This window comes from Limosilactobacillus coleohominis (assembly GCF_016901675.1).
In the GTDB taxonomy this organism is placed as follows: Bacteria; Bacillota; Bacilli; order Lactobacillales; family Lactobacillaceae; genus Limosilactobacillus; species Limosilactobacillus intestinavium.
The window spans coordinates 1-1,495 of the sequence record NZ_JACJKU010000139.1; the positions used below are offsets into that span (position 1 = coordinate 1).

1 protein-coding gene is annotated in these 1,495 nt (G+C 42.3%); it reads right to left on the reverse strand.

Going from position 1 to position 1,495, the window contains the following annotated elements:
* Positions 1-169: 169 nt before the first annotated feature.
* A complete protein-coding gene (locus H5975_RS08035) occupies positions 170-1,450 on the reverse strand; it encodes a KxYKxGKxW signal peptide domain-containing protein (protein ID WP_204785603.1) in 1,281 nt (426 codons plus the stop codon).
* Between the last annotated feature and the right edge of the window lie 45 nt (positions 1,451-1,495).

Consider the following 1,495-nt stretch of genomic DNA (forward strand, 5'->3'; position numbering starts at 1 on the left):
AGTAAATAACCAAAAATGCGAACTACAATTTTTGATTAAATCAAAAATCATAGTTCGCATTTTCTTAGTTAGAAGCTAGAAAATAATAGTTAATTCCCAGCCTCTTTTTGGATAATGTCAATTTACAGATGAAAATCAACAAATATCAGATATTTAAATCGCTCGTGAATTAGAATTCACGCTTCTTAGCAACCATGCCTAAACCAAGCATTGCTGAAACAGCACCAAGTGCCATAACAGCAGCACTGTTTTCGTTACCAGTTTGTGGAAGATTGTTGCTCTTAGCTGCGTTGTTGTTTTGTGCGTTCTTGTATTCTGCACGAGTCATAGTAACAGCAGCTGGAGTAGCAACAGCACTTGCTTCAACAGTCTTGTTAGCTACAGTGTTGTTCTTGTCGGATGATGGTGTTTGTGCGCCATTGTCATCCTTCTTTTCGTTGTTACCAGTGTTATTGTTGTCATCACTTGGATTTACAGTTTCGTGAGCCTTCTTAACAGCAGCTAAGTTAGCATCAGCATCATCAGCAGCCTTGTGTGCCTTAGCAGCTGCAGCCTTTGATTCACTAGCCTTCTTGGCAGCTGGGTCAGCTACATTAGTCTTGTAATCGTCAGCAGCGTTCTTGGCATTGTCTGCATCACGAAAGTCTTCTTGCCATTGTGAGTATGCTTCATTAGCATCATGGTTTGCACGGTATGCAGCGTCATCGGCATCCTCGGCTTCTTGCTTTGCGGTGTCGGCATTACCAGCATCTTCTTGTGATTGTGCGTATGCTTCATCAGCCTCAAGGTTAGCACGGTATGCAGCGTCGGCATCTTCGGCAGCAGCCTTCAAATCGTTTGCCTTGTGAGCCTTATTAGCTGCGTCATTAGCTTCATCGGCTACCTTTTGCTTTTGATCATAATCCGCCTTGGATTTGTCAGCTTTGGCTTGGGCCTTCTCAGCTTTCTTATCAGCCTTATTAGCTGCTGCAGTGGCTTCATCGGCTACCTTTTGCTTTTGATCATAATCCGCCTTGGATTGGTCAGCTACTTTCTGAGCGTTCTTGGCAGAATCTTGAAGCTTTTCCAAAATGCCTTGGTCTTCAGTAGATTTGTTCAGATCATCTTGAGCTTGTTTTTCAGCCTTAGCTGCAGCATTGTCACGCAATTGATCAGCCTTGTTAGCAGCTTGGTCTAAGTTGTTTTGATGGGTAGTCTTCTTGTCCCAATCTGTCTTGGCATTGTTCTTAAGTTGATCAGCCTTGTCAGCAGCTTTTTGTGCTTGTTGTACATCAGCTGGTTGAGTTGAAGTGGTTTGTGCTGCCACTGGAGTAGTATCGGCATGTGCAACAACGTCATTGTTAGTATTGCTTAAAGTCAAGCCGGCCAAAACAGCAGTGGTCATTAAACCAGCAACCATCCAGTTCTTACCGGACTTGTACATCTTAAAATGCATCTTATTATTTTGCATAATAAAAAAACCTCCATAAATAATAACGAAAAAATAATCCAAACA